Below are 20,889 nucleotides of genomic sequence, written 5' to 3' on the forward strand. Positions count from 1 at the left end.
GCCTCGGGGCCGCGTACGGAAACCGCTTTCAACATGCGCCTCCGACTTCGCACACGCCATCGCCCCGATCGGCGGGCCCCTTCGGCCAGGCCTCGTCGAGCACCTGGGCGAAGATCTCCGCCGGCTGGGCCCCGGAGACGGCGTAGCGGCCGCCGAAGACGAAGGTGGGCACTCCGGACACGCCGAGCTCCATCGCCCGCCGCTCGTCCGCCCTGACCTCCTCGGCGAAGTCGCCGCCCGCGAGCATCGCGCGGGTGGCGCCGGGATCCAGGCCGCACCCGGCCGCCAGCAGGACCAGGGTCTCGTGGTCGGAGAGCACGGCGCCCTCGGCGACGTAGGCGCCCATGAGGCGTTCGCGCACCGCCTCTCCCCTGCCCTCGCGCTCGGCGTACTGCATGAGGCGGTGGGCGTCGAAGCTGTTGACGGGCCTGGCCCGGTCGAGGCGGTAGACGAGGCCCTCCTTGGCGGCCAGGTCGGTGACCATGGCCATGCGCCGGTCGTTGTCACTCCCGGTGCCGCCGAGGTCGCGGTGGGCACGTTCCGGCAGGGTGAGGGTGGGCTCGCGGCTGCCGCCCGGGTCGAGTTCGAAGCTGCGCCAGCGCACCTGTACGCGTTCGCGCCCGGGGTGGGCGGCCAGCGCCTGGTCGAAGCGGCGCTTGCCGATGTAGCACCAGGGGCAGACGAGGTCGGACCAGATGTCGACGGTCAAGGTCGTGGTGGTGGTCATGCCGGCCACGCTACGGGAAGCGGCTAACTTTTCGTAAGTACGTACCGTGAGGTAAGCTCCTTCCCATGGACGTCGAGGAGCTGTTCAGCAGCGACTGCCCGGGACGGCAGGTCATGGAGCACCTCACCAGCAGGTGGGGGGTGCTCGTGCTGGTCGCGCTCAAGGACGGGCCGCTCCGCTTCCACCTGCTGCGCGACCGGATCGAGGGGATCAGCGAGAAGATGTTGTCGCAGAACCTGCGCACGCTCGGCAGGGACGGGCTGCTCGACCGGTTCGTGGAGCCGTCCACGCCGCCGAAGGTGACCTACTCCCTCACGCCGCTGGGCGAGCAGGCGGTCAAGCATCTGTGCGGGCTGCTGCGGTGGATGACGCGGGCCGCCCCGGAAATTCTGGCGGCCCAGGAACGGCACGATCGCGCTTTGAATTCCGAAAATTAGTTATTTTCGCATTTGACGGCCGAATTCGAGCACAGAGAATCACGGGGCAATTACTTATAGTTCCGCTTCGCACCGTATCGGGGGAAACGGTTGTGAGGCGTCATCGGTGGTGTAAGACTCGATTTCGAGCGCAGGGATGCGCCGGGGCGGGCCCCGCGCTCATGACCCGGAACCGTCAGGGAGGTGAACGGCTAGACCGGAATTTCTTTCCGGTCAAAAGGTGGGGTTTGTTGTATGTCGTTGAATCCGCGCCTGGTCAAAGAGAGTTTCTCCGTGGTCGAGCCGCTGGCCGACAAGGCCACGGCCTACTTCTACGGCCGGTTGTTCGTTGAGAATCCACATCTGCGCGGCATGTTCCCGCCCGCCATGAACGTGCAGCGGGACCGGCTGTTCGGCGCGCTGACCCGCATCGTCTGGAGCCTGGACAGCCCGGACAGCCTGGCGGCCTATCTCGGGCAGCTCGGCAGGGACCACCGCAAGTACGGCGTCATCGCCGAACACTACACGGCCGTGGGCAACGCCCTGCTGGCCACGATCCGCCGCTTCGCGGCCGACGTCTGGAACCACGAGATCGAGGCGGCCTGGGTGGCGGCGTACACGGCGGCGGCCAACCTCATGATCGAGTCGGCCGAGTCGGACGCGGGGGTCTCCCCCGCCTGGTGGCCGGCGGAGGTGATCGACCACGAGCGGCGCCACCAGGACATCGCGGTGCTCACGCTGCGGCCCGCGCAGCGGCTGCCGTACACGCCGGGCCAGTACGTCAACGTGCAGACCCCGCGCTGGCCGCGCGTGTGGCGCACCTTCTCCATCGCCAACGCGCCGCGCCAGGACAACACGATCAGCCTGCACGTGCGCGCGGTCCCCGGCGGCTGGGTCTCCACCACCCTGATCAGGAACACCCGCATCGGCGACACGCTCCTGCTGGGCCCGCCGATGGGCACGATGACGCCGCGCGAGCACAGCGTGCGCGACGTGCTGTGCGTCGCGGGGGGCACGGGCCTGGCGCCGCTGAAGGCGATCATGGAGTCCATCATCCTGTCCGGCCGCCGCCCCAACATCCACCTGCTGTACGGCGCCCGCACCGCCGGCGAGCTCTACGACCTGCCCGACCTCATCAGGATGGAGTCGTCCTTCCCCTGGCTGCGGGTGCTGCCGGTGGTGTCGGACCAGGCCTCCTACAGCGGCATGCGCGGCCATCTGCCCGAGGTCACGCAGCGCTTCCACTCCTGGGCCGAGCACGACGTGTACGTGTGCGGCCCGCCCTCCATGGTCAACGAGACCGTACGCCGCCTGCAGAGCGACGGCGTGCCCCTGTCCCGCATCCACCGGGACGCCATCCAGGGCGAACGCTGAAAGAACTCATTAGGAAGGCAGACTTCTAGATCAAAAGGTTGACAGCGCGGGTTCGGCGGTGCCTCCTGGTACTTGACACGCCAAGTGAGGTGAACCGTGCCAACCTCCCCCAGGCGCCGAGGAATCGGCGGGCTCTTATCCGTCATGACCGCGACCCTGCTCCTCACCACTCCCATCACTGCTCTCCTCACGACGGCACCGGCGTCGGCCGAAGAGGCCGCCGTGCCGCTGATCGAGATCGGCTCCGACGCCTACTCCAATGCCACCAGCCAGCACGGCACGCAGGCCGGGCCCGACACCTTCCAGTGGGACTCCACGATCGTGGCCGCGCAGCAGGCGGGCCGCTTCCACGACGGGGGCGCCTCGGGCATCGCGTTCGCGACGTCGGCCGACAACGGCGCCACGTGGGCCAAGGGCGTGCTGCCCGGGATCACCACGTTCGGCGGCGGGGCGTACGGGCGGGTCAGCGACCCGTCGGTGGCCTTCGACGCCGCGCACGGCGTGTGGCTGATCTCCTCGCTGGCCCTCACCGACGCCGGCGGGGTCTCCGGCGCGGCGGTGCTGGCCAGCCGCTCCACCGACACCGGCCGCACCTGGGGCGCGCCGGTCACCGTCGCCGCCGGCGGCGACCTGGACAAGAGCTGGATCGTCTGCGACAACGGCGCGGACAGCAAATTCCGCGGCCGCTGCTACGCGGTGTTCGACGACCACGCCGCGGGCAACGCGATCAAGGTGGCCCGCTCCTCCGACGGCGGCCTGACCTGGACCGTCACCGCCACCTCCGCCACCGGCCTGGGCGGGCAGCCGGTGGTGCGGCCCAACGGCGCCGTGGTCGTGCCCTACCTGAGCGGTGAGGGCGAGATCCGCTCCTTCCGTTCCCGCGACGGCGGCGCGAGCTGGGGCGAGAGCGTGCTGGTCTCGAAGGTGCAGCGGCACACGGTCGCCGGCGGGCTGCGCGCCGCTCCGCTGCCGTCGGCCGAGACGGACGGCGACGGCACCGTGTACGTGGCCTGGCACGACTGCCGCTTCCAGATCGACTGCGCCGCCAACGACATCGTGCTCAGCAGGTCCGCCACGGGGGCCGCGTGGGGCGACGTCCTGCGCGTCACCGGCGACGGCGGCGACCACTTCATCCCCGGCCTCGGCGTGGACCGCCAGAGCGCAAGCGTGGGAGCCCGGCTCGCCATCACCTACTACCGCTACCCGGAGGCCGCCTGCACGCCCGCCACCTGCCGCCTCACGGTCGCCTACACCTCCTCCGTCAACAGCGGGGCAAGCTGGTCGCCGCCGCTGGAGCTGTACGGGCCGATGGCGCTGGACTGGCTGGCGGGCAGCGCTCAGGGCCGCATGCTGGGCGACTACATCTCCACCTCGGTCGTCCCCGGCGGCAGCGCCTTCCCGGCGTTCGCGGTCGCGGGCGCGCCGGCGGGCGGGGCCCACAACGTGCGCACGCACACGGTCGCGGGCGGCTTACCCCTCATGGGCGGCGCCCCGCCCAACATCGCCATCGAGTCCGCCGTCTCGATCGGCGAGCCCTTATCCGGCTTACCCGCCACCGCCCGCTGATTCTCGATTTCCCATCACCCTGCGCACATGTCGTGCCACACTCAGCGACATGCCCTCCTCCCGACACGACGCCATCGTCAAGATGCTGGCCGAAGCCCCCGAGTTGGTGCTCGAGCTGACATCCGCCTCCTCCTGGAGAAGATCATGACATCATCCACTGACTGGCCGGTTTACAGCCCGTTCGCCCGCGAACACTTCGGCCGCGGCCGCGAAGAGGGGCTAGCCGAGGGGAAGGCCAAAGGGAAGGCTGAAGGCGAGGCCAAAGCGCTGCTGGTCGTGCTGACCGCCCGTGGCCTTGACATCTCCGACGAGAATCGCACCCGGATCCAGACCTGCACGGACCTCACCCAACTCGAAATCTGGCTCGCCCGCGCCCTGACCGCCCGAACCATCCAGGACCTCTTCGACGCGCCGGACATTCAGAACGGGCCTTGATCAAGCCGTCACGACGGGGCCGCGTCTGTGGAACGCGGCCGCCGTCTCCTCGTCGCCGGGCCAGAACGTCTCGATGGCCAGTTCCGAGACCGTGACGTCCACCGGCGTGCCGAACGTGGCGATCGTGGTGAACATCGACAACACCCGGTCGCCGTCCGCGATCCGCAGGGGTATCAGGATGTCGGCGGGGCTCGGCACGTGTGCCACGTTGAGGTCCACCCCCGGATACCGGTACGACACCAGTTCCTCGTACAGCTCGGCCAGCGGCCCGTTGCCCGACATCTCGACCTGCCTGCGCAGTTGGTGCAGCAGGTAGGCGCGGACCTCGGCCAGGTTCAGCAGGCGCCCGCCCATCGCCTGCGGGTGCAGCGACAGCCGCATCACGTTGATCGGCTCCCGCAGCAGTTCGGCCGGCACCCCTTCCATGAACATGGCCGCCGCCGAGTTGGCCGCCACCAGGTTCCACACCGCGTCCACCACGACCGCCGGGTACGGCTCGTGGCTGGTGAGGATCTTGTCCAGCGCCTGCCGTACGACCTCCATCTCGGGCGCGCGCACTTCCCGCTCGGGATAGACGGGGGCGAAGCCGGCCGCCATCAGCAGCCTGTTGCGCTGCCGCAGCGGCACCTCGAGCTCCTCCGCCAGCTTCATCACCATCTCGCGGCTCGGCCGGGCGCGGCCGGTCTCCAGGAAACTGATGTGGCGGGCCGAGACCTCGGCCTCGATGGCCAGGTCGAGCTGGCTCACCCGCCGCCGCTGCCGCCACGAACGCAACAGCTCACCAAAAGTGTCTTCTTGTACGGCAACAGCACCCATACCGGACACGTTATCGAGTGCGGGGAAGGCTCTCGATTACCTGCCAGGTAATGCCGCAGGCGGCGTTCCTTCCGCGGGGAACCTCCCAGTCTTCGGTAACTGTCGGTGGCGCGTGGCACGATGGCCGCAAGTCCAACATGGGAGCGATGCTATGAGTGAGGCAATCCTCGCGATCGGCACCCGCAAGGGGCTGTTCCTCGCCCGTTCGACCGGCGGCGGGCCCTTCAGGATCGAGCCGATCCAGTTCTCCACAGTCGCGGTTCACTCGGTCGCGATCGACACGCGCGGCACCACCCCCCGGCTGCTGGCCGGCATCGAGTACGGGCACTTCGGCCCGTCCGTCATGTACTCCGACGACCTCGGCAAGACCTGGCAGGAGGCGGAGCAGCCGCCCATCGCCTTCCCCGACAAGACCGGGGCGACGCTTGCCAGGGTGTGGCAGCTCGCGCCCTCGCCGTCGGAGCCGGGCGTGGTGTGGGCGGGCGCCGAGCCCGCCGCGCTGTTCCGCTCCGAGGACCGCGGCGTCACCTACCGGCTCGTCGAGGGCCTGTGGGAGCACCCGCACCGCGAGCACTGGCAGCCGGGCGGCGGCGGGCTGTGCCTGCACACGATCGTCAGCCACCCGTCCGACCCCGGCGTCATGGCGGTCGCGGTGTCGTCCGCCGGCTTCTACCGCACGGCCGACGGCGGCCTGACGTGGGAGGCGGCCAACAAGAACATCAGGGCCCCGTTCTTCCCCGAGGGCCAGCAGTATCCGGAATACGGGCACTGCGTGCACAAGGTGTCCATGCACCCGACCCGCCCCGAGCGGCTCTACCTGCAGCATCACTTCGGCGTCTACCGCAGCGACGACTTCGGCGGCAACTGGCGGGACATCGGCTCGGAGCTGCCGTCGGACTTCGGTTTCCCGATCGCGACCCATCCGTCGCGTCCCGACACGGTCTACGTGCTGCCGCTGACGGCCGACATGGACCGCACGCCGGTCGATCACCGCTACCGGGTCTACCGCAGCGACGACGCGGGCGAGAACTGGCAGCCGTTCTCGGCGGGCCTACCCGAGGAGCCCGTGTTCGCCAGCGTGCTGCGCGATGCGTTGACGGCGTCGGAGGCGGGCGTGTTCTTCGGCACGCGCGACGGCGAGGTCTACGGCTCGCGCGACGACGGCGAGACCTGGTCCCTGGTCGGCCGGCACCTGCCCGACGTGCTCACGGTCCGCGCGGCGGTGCTCTAGCCGATGTGCGCCCCGGTGACGATGGTCGTGTTCGTGCTGCCCAGTTCGCTGCGCAGGTGGGTGAGCGGGCGGACGGAGGTCAAGGTCTTCGCCGTCGGCGCCGACCGCGAATCCCCGCCCACCCTCGGCTCGGCCCTGGACATGCTGCGGCGCACGCATCCGATGCTGGAGGAGCGGCTGCGCGACGACTACGGGCGCATCCGCAGGCACATCAGCATGATCGTGTGCGGCGAGAACACGCGGGGGCTCGGCGGCCTGGACTGCGCCCTGCCACCGGGCGCCGAGGTGTACGTCCTGCCGGCCCTGGCCTGAGCCCTGCCCGGTTGTGGCTCTGGGGGGTCGCAACCGGTCGCCGCGGTGCCCGGCGGTTCAGGGGCAGACGCGGCCGTTGTTCTCGAATGCCGCGTGGGTGAGCGGCATGAGCCCCGCCCACAACGCCTCCATCCGCTCCGCGACCATCTCGATCTCGCGTTGCGGGAAGGAGGGGAACGTGGAGTCCTCCCGCTTGACGCGCAGGGACAGGAAGTTCATCAGCGCGCGAGCGTTGCAGGTGGCGTACATCGAGGAGTAGAGCCCGACGGGAAGCACCGTGCGGGCCACCTCCCGCGCCACTCCCGCCTCCAGCATCTCCAGGTACGCGCGGTAGGACCGCCGGTAGCTCTCCCGGGTCACCTCGGTCACCAGGCCGTGCTGCTCGGGGGTGCCGTCGGTGAACACGTACTTGCCGGGCCTGCCCTCCTGGACGAGCTTGCGATCGGGCCCGGGGACGTAGAAGACCGGTTCGAGCCGCCGGTATCGGCCGGACTCCTCGTTGTAGGAGAACGTCCGGTGCCGCATGAACTCGCGGAAGACGAAGATCGGCGCGCTGACGTAGAAGGTCATCGACGAGTGTTCGAAAGGCGTGCCGTGCCGGTCGCGCATCAGGTAGTTGATCAGGCCCCGGGAGCGCCGCGGGTCGGCCTCGATCTCGGCCAGCGAGCTCTCGCCCTTGGTGGAGACGCGGGCCGCCCAGAGCACGTCGGCGTCCGACGCGGCGGACTTGATCAGCTCCACGTCCATGTCGGCACGGAACTTGACCTCGGCCTCCGGTTCGACTGCGCCCACGCGGAACCCCCGAACTGCTCGACGACGTGACCGCCCAAGCAAACCAGGTCGTGGCCCCTACTCGCGAGTCGGCGCCCGCCGCCCCCTCACAGTGGCACGGCGGGCGCCGACCGGCGCGGTGACCTGGCCCGATCCGGTTGTGGACGGGGCCGGGACCGGATGATCAGCAGCGGACGGCGGGCCTGTCGCGGGTCACCAGGTCGGTGTTGCCGTCGGTGCCGTCGAGCCAGACGAGCCTGCTGCCCTCGCCCGGCGAGAAGTAGTGCTGCGAGCCCTGGTTGCAGGAGTAGCGCCGCAGCGGGCCGCCGGCGACCGGGAGCTGGAACACCTTGGGCAGCGTGGCGTTCTCCAGCACGTCGCCGTCGGGCCACACGCCGAGCGTGATCGTGGTGTCGTTGGCGTCGAACCAGTTCAGCGCGGGCGCGGCGGGACCGTCCGGCACGACGGCGGTGGAGCCGGTGCCGTCGGGGGCGGCGCGCATGATGGCGAAGCGCCCGTCCCTATTGGTGTCGGCGGCCCAGACGAGCTGCCCGCTCAGGATGATCGGGTTGACCGCGTACGACGGCACGCCGCCGCCGCCGGGCACCTCGGGCACGACGATCTCGGTGCCGGTGGCCAGGTCGTAGATCGCCGGCGTGCTGTGGGGCAGCCCGCCCTCGATCCACTCCCGCGTGTAGGCGAGCTTTCCGCCCTTGAGTGACGGCATGTAGCCGCTGACGCCCGCCGCGGCGGTGACCTTGACCGGCGCGGCGGCGCCGCGCTTGACCCAGATCTCGACCTCGCCGGCGGCCGGGTCGAGCGCCTCCCAGGCGATGGCGTCGCCGGAGACGGCCAAACCGGTCACCAGGTCCGTCGCCTCGGCGACGACGCGCGGCGGCTGAGCGGCGTCGATCGGGCGGGCGTGGATCTGGAAGCTGGTCTGCTCGGTGTTGTAGGACGCCCAGGCGGCCTGCCTGCCGTCGGTCTTCGGGTAGTAGTTCCACCGCCCGTCCTGCGACAGGGCCGTCGTCTTGCCCCCGCGCAGGCGTCCGGTGACGATCTGGCTGGGGGTGGCGCCGTCGGGCGTGGAGTTGGAGATCACGTAGCGGTCGCCGGCCACGTCCGGGATGGCGTTGAAGTCGGTGATGTTGTCGATCAGCACGCGGCTGTCGGTGCGCAGCAGCCGCTCCCAGCCCGGCTTGATGCCGTGCCGGTCGAAGGCCCGCGCGATGGTCAGCCGGTCGCGGGCGGACATGCCGAGGGCGCGCGCGGCGGACTCGACGGCGCGGCGGCCGTCCACGAAGTCGTCGAGCGGCGTCATGTACTCGCTCAGCGCCTTGTAGGTCACCTTGTCGGCCTTCTTTCCGCCGAGCTGCTCCCTGACGTCCCACAGGGCGCCGGAGAAGATCGTGGAGTTCAGGTGCACGCCGCCGTTGTCCTGGCCGATGCTCATGCCGAGGTAGTCCTCGGCGGCCACGCGCGCGTCGTCGAGGTCGCGGGCGGCGCACTCGGCGGGCGGGAGGGTCTTGCACAGGCTGTCGCCGAGCAGGCTCGCGTCGGGGTCGCTCATCGGGATGCCGAGGGTGTCCACCTGGATGGCGTTGCCGAAGTAGTCGGCCAGGCCCTCGTTGATGGCGCCCGACTGGCCCAGGTAGGCCAGGTTCGCGGTGTGGGTGATGACGCCGTGGGTCATCTCGTGGCCGACCACGTCGAGGCCAGCGGCGAAGGAGTGGTACGTGGGCCCGCCGCCGCCATAGACCATCTTGGTGCCGTCCCAGAAGGCGTTGGCGAACGGCTGGCCGCCCAGGGTGACGTTGACGACCGAGTACATGTTGCCGCCCTGCCCGTCGAGCCCTTCGCGGCCGAGGGCGCGGTAGAACTCGTACACGTGGCCGGAGCCCCAGTGCGCGTCCACGGCGCCGGATTCGGTGTGCTGGGGGCCGAAGGCGGGCGTCGGCGACTCGGCGAGCTTGGCGCCGGCCGGGACGCCGGGGCCGAGGTAGTCGAACAGGTCGCCGCCGGCGGCGTCGTAGGTGAGGATCTCGCCGGTGGTGCCGTTCCACATCGGGCGGGAGCGGTCGCGCAGCTCGTAGGCGCCGTCGGCGCGCTGGTAGGCGTTGAGCGTGACGTTCCGCCCGTGCGCGGTCTGGCCGCTGCCCTGCACCGGTCCCTCCATGCGCAGGCGGTCCATGGTGAACAGGGGGCGGCCGGTGTGGGCGTCCACGTACGCGTCGAGCAGCAGGGGCCGGGTCGCCGAGCGCGCGGTGAGCAGGACCTGCCAGGCCAGCACGCCGCCGCCGCGCGGCACCACGACGAGTTCGCCGGCCTTGGCGGTGGCGCGAGTCCGCGCGGCGCGGTCGCCGGCCATCAGGCCGCGGGCGATCTTCTCGGCGCTCTGCTTGCTGACGGCCGGGGTGGTGGAGACGTTCAGCTCGGTGAGGAACCGGCCGCCCGCGCCGGTCACCTCACGCCCGCCGCCGTCATTGCGGAAGTGCACGAGGTAGTGGGCGCCGAACACGGGCACGCCGCGGTGACTCTGGGCGAACCTGACAGTCTCGTCCCGGCCGTCGACGACGGTCCGCAGCGGCGTGAGGTCGGCGGGGTCGAGGTGGTAGCGGGGGTCGGCCAGGTGCGCCTTGGCCGCGGCGACGGGGTCGCCCGCCGCGGCGGGCTCGGAAAGGCCGTGCACCTCGGCGGGAGCCCGGGTGCCCGCGCGCGATTCCACTTCCGGCGGCGGATCTTCCGCCGCGGCGACTCCCGGTACGGACAACGCCAGGCATAAGGCGGCGGCAAGGGTGATGGGACGCCAGGCCACGGCACCTCCAGGTGTGTGCGAAAACGGACTCTGGCTTTCCGATCATCACCGCGTTGTTGACAGGGAGACAAATCACAATTCGATTAAACGAATGAGGAAATATGCATTTCCCCGTTATGGGGAGGTGGCGCTCGTGGAGAAACTTACTTGCTGCTTCAAGCTTTTGGGTCTACCGTCGGAGTTCAGCGAATTACTTGAAGGGTCAAGCTATGGACGTCATCCTCTGGATCGTGCAGATCCTGCTCGCCCTGGCCTTCGTCATCTCCGGCGCGGGAAAGTTCGCCGAACCCGGCGAGCGAATGCGCGCGCACCAGGGCTACCGCGACGACTTCAGCACCGCCCAGCTCAGGGCCATCGGCGCGGTGGAGGTGCTCGGCGGCATCGGCGTGGTGCTGCCCTGGGCCACCGGCATCGCGCCCATCCTCACCCCGCTCGCCGCGGCCGGGCTCGGCCTGATCATGATCGGCGCCGCGCTCGTGCACCGGAGGCGGAAGGAGGGCATCGCGGTTAACCTGGTCCTGCTGGCGATGGCGGTCATCGTCGTGGCAGGACGCATCTGAGGCGCGTCCGAGGCGGGAGGTTCCTTGGCCGAGGGGCTCGGTGAGGACGAGGAGCGCGCGTGGCAGGGCCTGCTCGCGGTCATGCTGGTGGGCATCCCCCAGGTGGAGCGCACGTTCCGGGCGCACGGCCTGGTGCACGTCGAGTACGGCCTGCTCCGCGCGCTGGCCTCACGACCGCTGCGGCTGAGCGACCTGGCGGCCGTGGGCAACGTCTCGATCAGCAGGCTCAGCCACCGGGTGAGCAAGCTCGTCGATCGCGGCTACGTACGGCTGCGGCCGGACGCCAGCGACGGCCGGGCCAGCGTGGCCGAGATCACCGACGAGGGGCGCGCGGTCATCGCCGCGATCGCCCCCCATCACACCCGGGCGCTGCGCGAGGTGCTGTTCGACCACCTCACGCCGGAGCAGACGGCCGCGCTCGCCGAGGCGATGCAGGCCGTCGGCACCAAGCTGGGCGCCTGCCTCGACGGCCGGCCGCGCTCCCGCGACGTCGCGGCACAGCGTGGTGACCGGGGCGACGGCTGAGCTGACAGTGCGCACCTGTTCAGCGCCGGGCAGCGCCGGGCAGCCGCCCGGGTGGCAGCGGCCCACGCGGGCGGCGGGCCGTGGTTCACAGGCGGTAGATCCGCCGGGCGTTGCCCGAGCCGATCATGTGGGCGATCCTGGCCGCGTCGGAGGCGCTCCACTCCCCCGCGCCGATCCTGGCGGCCAGCGCGCCGGCCAGGGCCCGCCGGTAGGACAGGGCGCCCAGGTAGCCGGTCTCGGCCAGGCCACGGCAGCCGGAGCTGAACACCTGCTTGTGGAAGGGCGCCAGTTCCAGCAGCTCGTCCATGACCCGGGCCGCCGCGCCGGCGCTGAAGGGCAGGGTGAGGCCGGCGTCCACGTACACGTGCGGGTAGATCCCGGCCAGGTAGGCGGCCTGGCGGTGGAACGGGTAGCTGTGCAGCAGGATCATCGGCACGCCGAGCGGCTGCAGCGCCCCGGCGAACGCGCTCATCCTGGCCGGGTCGGCGCGGTGCGGCTCGGCCGCGCGCAGGTCGGACCTGCCTGATCCGGTGCCGCCGAACCCGCTGTGGAACTGCACCGGCAGGCCCCGCTCCCTGGCCACGTCGATCGCGCTCCAGAGCAGGTAGTGCAGCAGGACCGGATCGGTCAGCGGCTCCTTGGGGTCGGCCAGCCGCCGGTTGGCGGCCGCGATCACCGATCCCCTGGAGGGCCTGGCCGGGTCGAGGTCGAGGCCGCACAACGAGCCGGCGACCGTCTTGAGGCCGACCGCCCTGGCGGCCCGCGCGCCCAGCTGTTCGCCCAGGGTGTCCAGGTAGTCCACGGCGAGCTCGGCGGTGGCGGCCACGTCGCGTTCGATCCGCTCGATCCGTACGAGCTCGTCGGCGGCGGCCCCGCCGTGCCGGCCCATCTCGGCGGCGGTCAGCACGTCGAGGTCCTCGTGGGCCGAGTCGACCAGGAACGCCACCACCCCCGCCCCGGCCAGCAGCCGCCGGTTGACCTCGGCCGCCCCGAGCTCGGCGCGGCGGGCCAGGTAGACGGCGGGCGGGGTGTGCGGCTCCAGGTCGAGCAGCGGCGCGCACCAGCGGCGCACGGCCGCGCCGAACGGCGTGTCGAAGTGGGTGGTGCCGGGTGGCGCGGGGCTGCCGCCCTCGCCGATGAGCAGCTCGAACTGGCCTCTGCTCAGGTCGTCCCTGCGTACCCCGTGGCAGTGGTGATCGACGAGCGGGGCGAGCAGCGCGTCACGCACTGTGCCGGGCAGGTCTACGGGGAGCATGCGGGAACTCTAAGGGAGCCCCGCATGCTCGCGCCCGGGTTTTACCTACCTGCGAGACAGACGCAGCGCGTCCGCGATGACCTTCGCACGCGGGTTACCTACCCGCGGGACAGGCGCAGCTCGTCCGCGATGACCTCGCGCCCGGGTTTGCCTACCTGCGGGACAGGCGCAGCACGTTGGCGATGACCTTCGCGCCCGCGCCGCCCTCCTGGGTCAGGATCGACTCGGGGTGGAACTGCACGGCGAAGCGCCGCCGCCCGGTGTCCTCGATGGCCATGACGTTGCCGTCGGGGGTCTGCGCGGTCGGGGTGAAGCCGACCACGCCGGGCCGCTTGGCGTGCAGCGAGTGGTAGCGGGCCGCGGTGAACTCCTCGGGCAGCCCTTCCAGCAGCGCGCTGTCGCCCAGCCTGGCGACCTGGCCGCGCTTGCCGTGCTCGGGGTAGTCGAGCAGTTCCAGCGTGCCGCCCGCCTGTTCGACCATGGCCTGCAGGCCGAGGCAGACGCCGAACACCGGCAGGTCGCGGGCGTAGATCTCATCCAGCAGGGCCGAGATGCCGAAGTCGGTCGGCCAGCCGGGGCCCGGCGAGAGCACGACCAGGTCGGGCGCGATCTCGTCGAGCATGGCGGTCGGGAAGCCGTGGCGCAGCGTCACCACGTCGGCCCCCTCCTGGCGGAAGTAGTCGGCCAGGGTGTTGACGAAGGAGTCCTCGTGATCGACGAGCAGCACCTTCATGCCGGCGCCCGGCTGCGGCCTGGGCTCGGCGACCGGCACGGCGGCGGGGTCGTTGACCGCGGCCAGGGCGCCGAGCAGGGCGCTGGCCTTGAGCTCGGTCTCGCGCTCCTCGGCCTCCGGGTCGGAGTCGAACAGCAGCGTGGCGCCGGCCCTGACGGTGGCCACGCCGTTCTTGATCTGGGCGGTGCGCAGGGTCAGGCCGGTGTTCATGGAGCCGTCGAAGCCGATGAAGCCGATCGCGCCGCCGTACCACCTGCGGGTGGTGGCCTCGTGGTCCTCGATGAACTGCATGGCCCACGTCTTGGGCGCGCCGGTGACGGTGACGGCCCACATGTGGGTCAGGAAGGCGTCGAGGGCGTCGAACTCGGGGCGCAGCCGGCCCTCGATGTGGTCGACCGTGTGGATCAGGCGGGAGTAGAGCTCGATCTGGCGGCGGCCGATGACCTTGACGGTGCCGGGGACGCAGATGCGCGACTTGTCGTTGCGGTCCACGTCGGTGCACATGGTCAGCTCCGACTCCTCCTTGACGCTGGACAGCAGCGTCCGGATGGCCTCGGCGTCCTCGACGGGGTTGCTGCCGCGGGCGATGGTGCCGGAGATGGGGCAGGTCTCGACGCGGTCGCCGCTGACCCGTACGTACATCTCGGGCGAGGCGCCGACCAGGTGCTCGCCCTCGCCGAGGCTGATGATGAACTCGTACGGGGCGGGGTTGCTGTGGCGCAGTCCGCGGTAGAAGGCGGACGGGTCGGTGCAGGTGGCGTGGAAGACCTGGCCTGGCACGACCTCGAACAGGTCGCCGCGCTTGAACTTCTCCTTGGCGGCGGCCACGACCTTGGCGTACTCGCCCCGCTCCGGGTTCTTCGGCAGTTCGCCGGGCGCGACGACCGGGAAGGTCTCGCCGGAGCGCGGCAGGCCGCGGGTGCTGGTGCCGTCTACGGTGAACTCCCAGCGGTGTTCGAGGCTGGTCTCGCGCTGCCGGTCGATCACCACGAGGCGGTCGGGCAGGTGCAGCACCAGGTCGCGCTGGTCGTCGGGGCGCAGGAGCTCCTGCCTGATCGGCTCGAACTGGAAGGCCAGGTCGTAGCCGAAGGAGCCGTAGAGCCCCAGGTGCGGGTCGTCGCTCTGGAAGGCGGCGATGACCTCGCGGACCGCGGTGAAGACGGTGGGCCTGCGGCTGCGCATCTCCTCCGGCAGCAGGTCCTCGGACTCGGCCACGTGCACCTCGACGCGGTCGGCCGTGGGCTCGGTGACCGGCTTGCCCGCGGCCAGCAGGCAGGAGGCCACGACCGGCAGCACGATCCTGCCGCGCTCGTTGAGCGCGACGGCCGCGATGTTGCGGCCCTTGGCGACCAGTTCCAGGCACGGGTCGATGTAGCCGAACGCCCAGCGGCTGTAGCGGCCCGGGTAGTCCATGCCCGAGGAGAAGGCGCCGCCACGGCGCTCCGCCAGGGCGGTCACGATCTCTTCGAGGGCGGCTTCGTCCACCTCGCGTATCTCACGTTCGACCGCGACGCCCCCGGCGGTGGTATATCCGCTCGTCTCCACTACCTGCCCCTTGTCCACGTAAATGATCGAGCCCCGGGGCGGACACGAGAAAGGCCGCCATCCCGGGGCGGCCGTCCGTTGAGTGCTGCGAAACCCGCGCCGCCTAGGAGCGGCGCCACCACTGGAGCTGGGAGTGATTTCGCATGCGTCAAGGTTAGACCGCCCGACCATGATCGCGCAACGCGACCCGCCCGGGGGCGGCCGCCGAGGTTCCAATACAGAGCTGTACTGTATTCCTTGTTGTCACCGGTCGAAAGGAGACCCGAGATGGCGAAGACCGAGGCGATCACCATGCCCGTCGAGCGGACCACGCCGTTCGACCCGCCCGCCGAGCTGGCCGGGCTGCGCGAGAAGCGGCCCATCGCCCCAATGGCCTATCCCGACGGGCACCAGGGGTGGCTGGTGACCAGCCATGCCCTCGTCCGCGAGGTGCTGGCCGACCGGCGCTTCAGCGCGCGGTCGGAGCTGCGGCACCTGCCCACCAACGACGGCGGGCGGTCGGGGCAGGCCGCGCCGCCGGGAATGTTCATCTCGATGGACCCGCCCGGGCACACCCGCTACCGCCACCTGCTCACCGGCGAGTTCACCGTGCGCAGGATGCGGCAGCTCACCGAGCGGATCGAGGACGTCACGCGCGCCTACCTGGACACGATGGAGCGGCAGGGCCCGCCCGCCGACCTGGTCGAGTCGTTCACGGCCCCGATCCCGGCCGTGGTGATCTGCGAGCTGCTGGGCGTGCCGGAGGAGGACCGCGAGCGGTTCATGGCCCAGGGCACCACGCTGATGCGCGCGGACGTGCCGTACGAGGAGAAGATCGCGGCCTACACGGCCATGCAGGGCCACATGAAGGAGCTGGTGCTGGCCAAGCGGGCCGGTCCGACCGACGACATGCTCAGCGGGCTGACCAGGAGCGACCTCGACGACGAGGAGCTGGCCAACATCGGCTTCATGCTGCTGGGCGCGGGGCTGGACACCACGGCCAACATGCTCGCGCTGGGCACCTTCGCGCTGCTGCGGTATCCGGACCAGCTCGCGCTGCTGCGCTCGGGGCCGCAGGAGGTGGACCGGGGGGTGGAGGAACTGCTGCGTTACCTCAGCGTCGTGCCCTTCCTGGTACGCACCGCGCTGGAGGACGTGGAGCTGGGCGGCGAGCTGGTCAGGACCGGCGAGACGGTCACCATCTCGATCGCGGCGGCCAACCGCGACCCCGGCCGCTTCCCCGACGCCGACCACCTGGACCTGCGCCGGCACAGCGGCGGGCACGTCGCCTTCGGGCACGGCGTGCACCAGTGCCTGGGCCAGCAGCTCGCCCGGGTGGAGATGGCGGCGGGCTATCCGGCGCTGTTCGACCGCTTCCCCTCGTTGCGGCTGGCGGTCGAGCCCGGCGAGGTGCCGCTGCGCACCGACATGCTCATCTACGGCGTGCACCGGCTGCCCGTCACCTGGGATCAGGGTCAATAGACTCCTCCGGAAACGGCCGAACGAGCAGGAAGCGGGGAACATGACCGGCGCCACCCGATCGGCGCGCCCGCCGGGGCGCCCGCGCAGCCAGGAGGCCGACCTGGCCATCCTGGCCGCCGCGCTGGACCTGCTGATCGAGCAGGGCGCGGCGCAGACCAGCATCGAGCAGGTGGCCAGGCGGGCGGGGGTGACGCGGGCGACGGTCTACCGCAGGTTCGCCGACAAGACCGCGCTGCTGGTGCGGGCGCTGGAGTGGGCCAACCACGACCACGACACGGAGCTGCCCGGCTGGCGCGACGTCGAGCACATGTTCGCCGACTGGGCGGCGCATCTGGCGGTGCCGCGCAACCGCCGCCTGCTGCGCCGCCTGTTCGGCAGCGTGGACGACTATCCCGAGCTGGTCCTCACCTACCGGATGGTCAACGGGGGCCGCAGGGCGGCGGCGGTGCGCGAGGTGCTGTGCCGCACGCGCGACCTCGGGCTGCTGCCGCCGGGCCTGGACGTGCCGGTGGTGCAGGAGATGCTGAGCGCGGCGGTGGTCAACCATGTCGCCCTGCATCCCGACGACGAGGATCCCGGGCGGATCGCGGCGTACTTCATGGCGATCATGAAACAGTTCGGCCACCGCGAAGTACCAGGTGAGAGCCGCGGCACCTAGCCACGACATTTCATCTGACCAGATTACATTTCCTGACACCTCTTGCTTTCCGAACATGCTCTCTTCACCCTTCTCGGCAGAAGCGTAAAGATCGTGAAGGAGAGCCAGTGCCCCACACCCCCCGCCGGCGCGCGATCCTGGCCATGATCGCGACCGCCGCCGCGCTGTTATCCCCGCAGAACGCGGCGCAGGCGGCGCCGGATCCCGGCAAGATCGACGCGACCGTGCAGACGCAGCTCGCGCAGGACGACAAGGCCACCTTCTGGGTACGCATGAAGGGGGCGGCCGACCTGGGCCGCGCCCGCCGGGCGGTGACCAAGCAGGCCAAGGCCGAACTGGTCTACCAGGCCAAGTCCCAGCGTGCCGAGTCCGCGCAGGAGGACCTGCGCAAACTGCTCGACTCACGCAAAGCCGACTACACCTCCTACTGGATCGTCAACGCGGTCCGGGTGACCGCCGACGAGAAGCTCGCCACCGAGATCGCCGCCCTGCCCGACGTCGATCGCATCGACCCGGTACGCACCCTCACCCTGCCCAAGCCCGTCACCGGGAAGGCGGAGGCGCGGGTCAACGCCGTGGAGTGGAACATCGACCGGGTGGGCGCCCCGCGCGTGTGGAGCGAGCTGGGCAACCGCGGCGAAGGCATCGTCGTGGCCAACATCGACTCCGGCGTCCAGTACGACCACCCCGAACTGGCCGCCAGCTACCGGGGCAGGAACCCCGACGGCTCCTACAACCACGACTACAACTGGTTCGACCCGACGGGCCTGTGCGCCGGCGGCGTGCCGTGCGACAACAACGACCACGGCACCCACGTCATGGGCACGATGGTCGGCGCGAACGGCATCGGCGTGGCGCCCGGCGCCAAGTGGATCGCCGCCAAGGGCTGCGAGGTCAACACCTGCACCGACGCCTCCCTGCTGGCGGCCGGCGAGTGGATCGTGCGGCCCACCGACCGCAACGGCCAGAACCCGCGCCCCGACCTGGCGCCGGACATCGTCAACAACTCCTGGGGCGGCGATGGGTTCGACCCCTTCTACAAGGAGGTCGTCGACTCGTGGCTGGCGGCGGGGATCTTCCCCGCCTTCTCCAACGGCAACGAGGGCCCGGCCTGCCGCAGCAGCGGCTCACCCGGCCAGTACGTGACGACGTACAGCTCGGGCGGCTTCGACATCAACAACGCCCTGTACTCCAGCTCCAGCAAGGGCGACGGCGAGAACGGCGAGATCAAGCCGAACATCGCCGCCCCCGCCGTCAACGTGCGCTCCTCGATCCCCGGCGGCTACGACAACTTCACCGGCACCTCGATGGCCTCGCCGCACGTGGCGGCCACGGTGGCGCTGATCTGGTCGGCGGCCCCGAGCCTGCAGGGCGACGTGACGGCCACCCGGTCGCTGCTGGACGGCACCGCCGTGGACGTGAGCGACACCAGTTGCGGCGGCACCGCGGCCGACAACAACGTCTGGGGCGAGGGCAGGCTGGACACCTACGCCGCCGTGATAGCCGCCCCCGACGAGGGCCTGGGCGACCTGTCCGGCTCGGTCACCGCGGGCGGCGGGCCCGTGGCCGGGGTGATGGTGTCGGTGAGCGGCCCGCTGAGCCGCAGCGTGACCACGGGCGCGGACGGCGGCTACGCCATCCCGCGCCTGCCGGCCGGCCAGTACGAGCTGACCGCGGCGAAGTTCGGCTACGGCACGGCCACCTCGACCGTCACGATCACCGCCGACCAGGCCACGACCGCGGACGTGCCGCTGACGGCGCTGCCGACGGCCGTGGTGTCCGGCACCGTGACCACGGCCGGCACGCCGGAGCCCGGCGCGACCGTGGCGGCCCAGGGCACCCCGGCCAGCGCGGTGACCGACGCGTCCGGCCGGTACTCGCTGACGCTGCCGCACGGCTCGTACGAGCTGCGCGTCACCCCCGCCTCCAACTGCTCCAGCGCCGCGACGTCGGCCATCACGGTGACCGGCGACCTGGTCAAGGACGTGGAGCTGCCGCTGCGCGGCGACAACTTCGGCTACACCTGCAAGAGCGCCGCGCAGGACTTCGCGGCCGGCACCACGAAGCTGGCGCTGACCGGCGACGACGAGGCTCAGCAGGTGACGCTGCCGTTCCCCGTCCCGTTCTACGGCACCGGCTACGACAAGGCGTGGATCGGCACGAACGGGGTCGTCTCGTTCGCCACCGAGCGCAACGTCTCGCGTGCCAACGGCCCGCTGCCGTCGGCGGGCACGCCGAACAACGCCGTCTACGCCTTCTGGGACGACCTCGTCGTGGACGGCCAGTCCGGCGTCCACACGGCGGTGACGGGCACCGCGCCGCACCGGTCGTACGTGATCGAGTGGCGCAACGTCACCTTCTACCAGGCCGCCGGCCAGCGGGTGTCGTTCGCGGCGCTGCTGGGCGAGGACGGCTCGATCGGCCTGCGTTACAAGGACGTCGGCGGCGACGCCGCCCGGGGCGCGAGCGCCACGGTCGGCATCGAGAACGCGGCGGGCACCGACGCGCTGCTCTACTCCAACGACGCGGCGGTCCTGTCCAGTGGGCAGGGCCTGACGTTCACGGCCAGCAGGCACGGCCTGGTCACCGGCAAGGTCATCGACGCCAACGACGGCGACCCCATCGCCGGGGCGACGGTGAAGATCGGCGACGCGGCCACGTTCACGACCGGCGCGGACGGCTCCTTCTGGGGGCAGGTGCTGGCCGGGGACTACGAGGTCGTGGTGTCCAAGGAGCACTACGGCACCTTCACCCGGCCGGTCACGGTGGCCGCGGCGTCGGTGACACGGATCGACACGGAGCTGGTCACGGGCCGGGTGAGCGCGTCGGTCGCGGAGCTGACCGTGGTGATGCCGGCCGAGTCGAGCCGCAACCGGACGCTGGAGCTGACGAACCTGGGCTCGGCGACGCCGTACACGGCGACCGGCGAGTCGTGGTTCACGGTGAGCCCCGCCTCCGGTGAGCTGGCCAATGGGCAGTCGGTGAGCCTGAAGCTGACGGTGTCCAGCGCCGGGGTGGCGCCGGGCACGTTCAAGGAGGGCAAGCTGCTGGTCAAGTCGGCCAGCGGGCGGCAGCCCACCATCGAGGTCAAGGTGACGGTCGTGGTGCCCAAGCACCAGGTGGCCATCGACACGGGCGCGACCAGGAACTTCGTGGACGCCGCCGGTGACACCTGGACGCCGGACAAGCGGTACGCCCAGGGGAGCTACGGCTACCTGACCAACCAGAACCGCACGCAGAGCACGTCCAGGACCATCCGGGGCACCGCCGACCAGGCGCTGTTCAGGACGGCCAGGGAGTCCATGCTGGAGTACCGCTTCGACAACGTCCCGGCCGGGACGTACACCGTCGAGCTGGACTTCGCCGAGATCAGGAACATGCGGATGGGCCAGCGCGTGTTCGACGTGCTGGTCGAGGGGCAGCTGGCGATTCCGGCGCTGGACCTGGCGCTGGAGGCGGGCACGTACACGGCCGTGGCCAGGCAGTACACGGTCAGGGTGAGTGACGGGCAGCTCAACGTGCGCTTCGCGACCCGGCAGGGCGCGACGATCGTCAACGGGCTGCGCATCACCGAGCGTCCCGACCGGACGGCTCCCTGACGATCGGCGGCCCGCCCTTTCCCGGCGGGCCGCCGACATCCACGGGCGGCGGGCGAGCGAAGAGAGGAGGCAAGGCAACACCCTCTTCAA

Annotated in this window: 17 protein-coding genes; 11 read left to right on the plus strand and 6 right to left on the minus strand. The window is 70.9% G+C overall.

Annotated elements, in window-relative coordinates; translation table 11 throughout:
* Positions 1-28 precede the first annotated feature (28 nt).
* Positions 29-727, minus strand: coding sequence for a DsbA family oxidoreductase (locus AB0I81_RS02790; RefSeq protein WP_360648756.1), 699 nt, complete (start codon positions 725-727; stop codon positions 29-31).
* 65 nt (positions 728-792) lie between these two features.
* Here AB0I81_RS02790 and AB0I81_RS02795 point away from each other — a divergent pair, with 65 nt between their 5' ends.
* The 4 genes from AB0I81_RS02795 (at position 793) to AB0I81_RS02810 (ending at position 4,518) form a co-directional block, all read left to right on the plus strand.
* A complete protein-coding gene (locus AB0I81_RS02795; protein ID WP_360648759.1) occupies positions 793-1,164 on the plus strand; it encodes a helix-turn-helix domain-containing protein in 372 nt (123 codons plus the stop codon).
* A 234-nt stretch (positions 1,165-1,398) separates the two neighbouring features.
* Positions 1,399-2,517, plus strand: a complete 1,119-nt coding sequence (locus AB0I81_RS02800) for a globin domain-containing protein (RefSeq protein ID WP_360648762.1) — start codon at positions 1,399-1,401, stop codon at positions 2,515-2,517.
* Between the two features lie 144 nt (positions 2,518-2,661).
* Entirely contained in the window at positions 2,662-4,083 is a 1,422-nt protein-coding gene (locus AB0I81_RS02805; protein ID WP_360648765.1) for a sialidase family protein, read from the plus strand.
* A gap of 144 nt (positions 4,084-4,227) precedes the next feature.
* Positions 4,228-4,518: a hypothetical protein gene (locus AB0I81_RS02810; protein ID WP_360648767.1), complete on the plus strand. Its 291-nt coding sequence runs from the start codon at positions 4,228-4,230 to the stop codon at positions 4,516-4,518.
* On the opposite strand, the gene AB0I81_RS02815 is transcribed toward AB0I81_RS02810, so the two are convergent.
* Complete coding sequence (locus AB0I81_RS02815) at positions 4,519-5,334, minus strand: helix-turn-helix transcriptional regulator (RefSeq protein ID WP_360648770.1); 816 nt, start codon at positions 5,332-5,334, stop codon at positions 4,519-4,521. It lies immediately after the preceding gene.
* Between the two features lie 151 nt (positions 5,335-5,485).
* Here AB0I81_RS02815 and AB0I81_RS02820 point away from each other — a divergent pair, with 151 nt between their 5' ends.
* Both AB0I81_RS02820 and AB0I81_RS02825 read left to right on the plus strand, forming a co-directional pair.
* Positions 5,486-6,565 carry an exo-alpha-sialidase gene (locus tag AB0I81_RS02820; protein WP_360648773.1) on the plus strand — a complete coding sequence of 360 codons (1,080 nt, stop codon included), beginning with the start codon at positions 5,486-5,488 and terminating at the stop codon, positions 6,563-6,565.
* A gap of 15 nt (positions 6,566-6,580) precedes the next feature.
* Positions 6,581-6,877, plus strand: a complete 297-nt coding sequence (locus tag AB0I81_RS02825) for a hypothetical protein (RefSeq protein ID WP_360648776.1) — start codon at positions 6,581-6,583, stop codon at positions 6,875-6,877.
* Positions 6,878-6,934: 57 nt separating this feature from the next.
* On the opposite strand, the gene thyX is transcribed toward AB0I81_RS02825, so the two are convergent.
* Together thyX and AB0I81_RS02835 are read right to left on the minus strand one after the other, a co-directional pair.
* Positions 6,935-7,669, minus strand: a complete 735-nt coding sequence (gene thyX, locus AB0I81_RS02830) for an FAD-dependent thymidylate synthase (protein ID WP_360648779.1) — start codon at positions 7,667-7,669, stop codon at positions 6,935-6,937.
* Positions 7,670-7,832: 163 nt separating this feature from the next.
* A complete protein-coding gene (locus AB0I81_RS02835) occupies positions 7,833-10,463 on the minus strand; it encodes a M4 family metallopeptidase (protein WP_360648782.1) in 2,631 nt (876 codons plus the stop codon).
* A gap of 209 nt (positions 10,464-10,672) precedes the next feature.
* Between AB0I81_RS02835 and AB0I81_RS02840 the strand changes: the two genes are divergently transcribed.
* A complete protein-coding gene (locus tag AB0I81_RS02840) occupies positions 10,673-11,023 on the plus strand; it encodes a DoxX family protein (protein ID WP_360648785.1) in 351 nt (116 codons plus the stop codon).
* Between the two features lie 24 nt (positions 11,024-11,047).
* A complete protein-coding gene (locus AB0I81_RS02845) occupies positions 11,048-11,548 on the plus strand; it encodes a MarR family transcriptional regulator (RefSeq protein ID WP_360648787.1) in 501 nt (166 codons plus the stop codon).
* 85 nt (positions 11,549-11,633) lie between these two features.
* Here the strand turns inward: AB0I81_RS02845 and AB0I81_RS02850 are convergent, their stop codons facing one another.
* Both AB0I81_RS02850 and AB0I81_RS02855 read right to left on the minus strand, forming a co-directional pair.
* Positions 11,634-12,803, minus strand: coding sequence for an amidohydrolase family protein (locus AB0I81_RS02850; RefSeq protein ID WP_360648790.1), 1,170 nt, complete (start codon positions 12,801-12,803; stop codon positions 11,634-11,636).
* A gap of 151 nt (positions 12,804-12,954) precedes the next feature.
* The gene (locus AB0I81_RS02855; protein ID WP_360650170.1) at positions 12,955-15,081 is read right to left on the minus strand and encodes an anthranilate synthase component I; all 2,127 of its coding nucleotides are present in this window, start codon (positions 15,079-15,081) and stop codon (positions 12,955-12,957) included.
* Positions 15,082-15,348: 267 nt separating this feature from the next.
* Here AB0I81_RS02855 and AB0I81_RS02860 point away from each other — a divergent pair, with 267 nt between their 5' ends.
* From AB0I81_RS02860 to AB0I81_RS02870, 3 genes are all read left to right on the plus strand, one after another.
* Positions 15,349-16,542, plus strand: a complete 1,194-nt coding sequence (locus tag AB0I81_RS02860; protein WP_360648793.1) for a cytochrome P450 — start codon at positions 15,349-15,351, stop codon at positions 16,540-16,542.
* 40 nt (positions 16,543-16,582) lie between these two features.
* Entirely contained in the window at positions 16,583-17,200 is a 618-nt protein-coding gene (locus AB0I81_RS02865) for a helix-turn-helix domain-containing protein (protein ID WP_360648796.1), read from the plus strand.
* A gap of 107 nt (positions 17,201-17,307) precedes the next feature.
* The gene (locus AB0I81_RS02870; RefSeq protein ID WP_360648799.1) at positions 17,308-20,799 is read left to right on the plus strand and encodes a S8 family serine peptidase; all 3,492 of its coding nucleotides are present in this window, start codon (positions 17,308-17,310) and stop codon (positions 20,797-20,799) included.
* The last annotated feature ends 90 nt before the right edge of the window (positions 20,800-20,889 follow it).

Source organism: Nonomuraea sp. NPDC050404 (genome assembly GCF_040655495.1).
In the GTDB taxonomy this organism is placed as follows: Bacteria; Actinomycetota; Actinomycetes; order Streptosporangiales; family Streptosporangiaceae; genus Nonomuraea.

Bases quoted from the DNA above. Each gene is read 5' to 3' on its own strand.
- AB0I81_RS02865 (WP_360648796.1), top strand. From the start codon at position 16,583: ATGACCGGCGCCACCCGATCGGCGCGCCCGCCGGGGCGCCCGCGCAGC.
- AB0I81_RS02860 (WP_360648793.1), top strand. From the start codon at position 15,349: ATGGCGAAGACCGAGGCGATCACCATGCCCGTCGAGCGGACCACGCCG.
- AB0I81_RS02800 (WP_360648762.1), top strand. From the start codon at position 1,399: ATGTCGTTGAATCCGCGCCTGGTCAAAGAGAGTTTCTCCGTGGTCGAG.
- AB0I81_RS02840 (WP_360648785.1), top strand. From the start codon at position 10,673: ATGGACGTCATCCTCTGGATCGTGCAGATCCTGCTCGCCCTGGCCTTC.
- AB0I81_RS02795 (WP_360648759.1), top strand. From the start codon at position 793: ATGGACGTCGAGGAGCTGTTCAGCAGCGACTGCCCGGGACGGCAGGTC.
- AB0I81_RS02815 (WP_360648770.1), bottom strand. From the start codon at position 5,334: ATGGGTGCTGTTGCCGTACAAGAAGACACTTTTGGTGAGCTGTTGCGT.
- AB0I81_RS02850 (WP_360648790.1), bottom strand. From the start codon at position 12,803: ATGCTCCCCGTAGACCTGCCCGGCACAGTGCGTGACGCGCTGCTCGCC.
- AB0I81_RS02820 (WP_360648773.1), top strand. From the start codon at position 5,486: ATGAGTGAGGCAATCCTCGCGATCGGCACCCGCAAGGGGCTGTTCCTC.
- AB0I81_RS02790 (WP_360648756.1), bottom strand. From the start codon at position 727: ATGACCACCACCACGACCTTGACCGTCGACATCTGGTCCGACCTCGTC.
- AB0I81_RS02810 (WP_360648767.1), top strand. From the start codon at position 4,228: ATGACATCATCCACTGACTGGCCGGTTTACAGCCCGTTCGCCCGCGAA.
- AB0I81_RS02805 (WP_360648765.1), top strand. From the start codon at position 2,662: ATGACCGCGACCCTGCTCCTCACCACTCCCATCACTGCTCTCCTCACG.